Here is a 553-nt window from a genome sequence, read left to right on the forward strand (position 1 = left end):
GGAGCTGGCCACCGCCTTTCCGGGCAACACCGGTGTGCGGCCGCTCGCCATCACGCCGATGGCCGAGGTGCTGCGGCTCAACGGCTTTTCGACCGCTGCCTTCGGCAAGTATCACGAGACGCCCCCCTGGGAAGTCAGCGTCAGTGGCCCGCTCGCGCGCTGGCCCACGCACTCGGGCTTTGACGAGTTCTACGGCTTCATTGGCGGCGAGACGAACCAATGGGATCCGCTGATCTTTCACGGCACGGTTCCCATGCGCAAGCCGGCGAACGATGCGCACTATCACTTCACGACCGACATGACCGATCGGGCCATCGCCTGGATGCGCACGCAACAAGCGCTCACGCCTGACAAGCCGTTCATGATGTACTTTGCGACCGGCGCCACACACGCGCCCCATCACGCGCCGCGCGAGTGGATCGACAAGTATCGCGGCAAGTTCGACATGGGTTGGAACAAACTGCGCGAGCAGACGTTGGCCAAGCAGATTGCACTGGGCGTGGTTCCGCCCGGCACGAAGCTCGCCCCCAAGCCCAAGGAGCTGCCCGATTGG

1 protein-coding gene is annotated in these 553 nt (G+C 64.6%); it reads left to right on the forward strand.

Translation table 11 applies throughout. The features are described 5' to 3' along the window. Nucleotides 1-553: sulfatase-like hydrolase/transferase (locus JNK74_29870; protein ID MBL7650378.1), on the forward strand; the 553-nt coding region annotated here is incomplete at both ends.

The sequence above is a fragment of the Candidatus Hydrogenedentota bacterium genome (assembly GCA_016791475.1).
In the GTDB taxonomy this organism is placed as follows: domain Bacteria; phylum Hydrogenedentota; class Hydrogenedentia; order Hydrogenedentales; family JAEUWI01; genus JAEUWI01.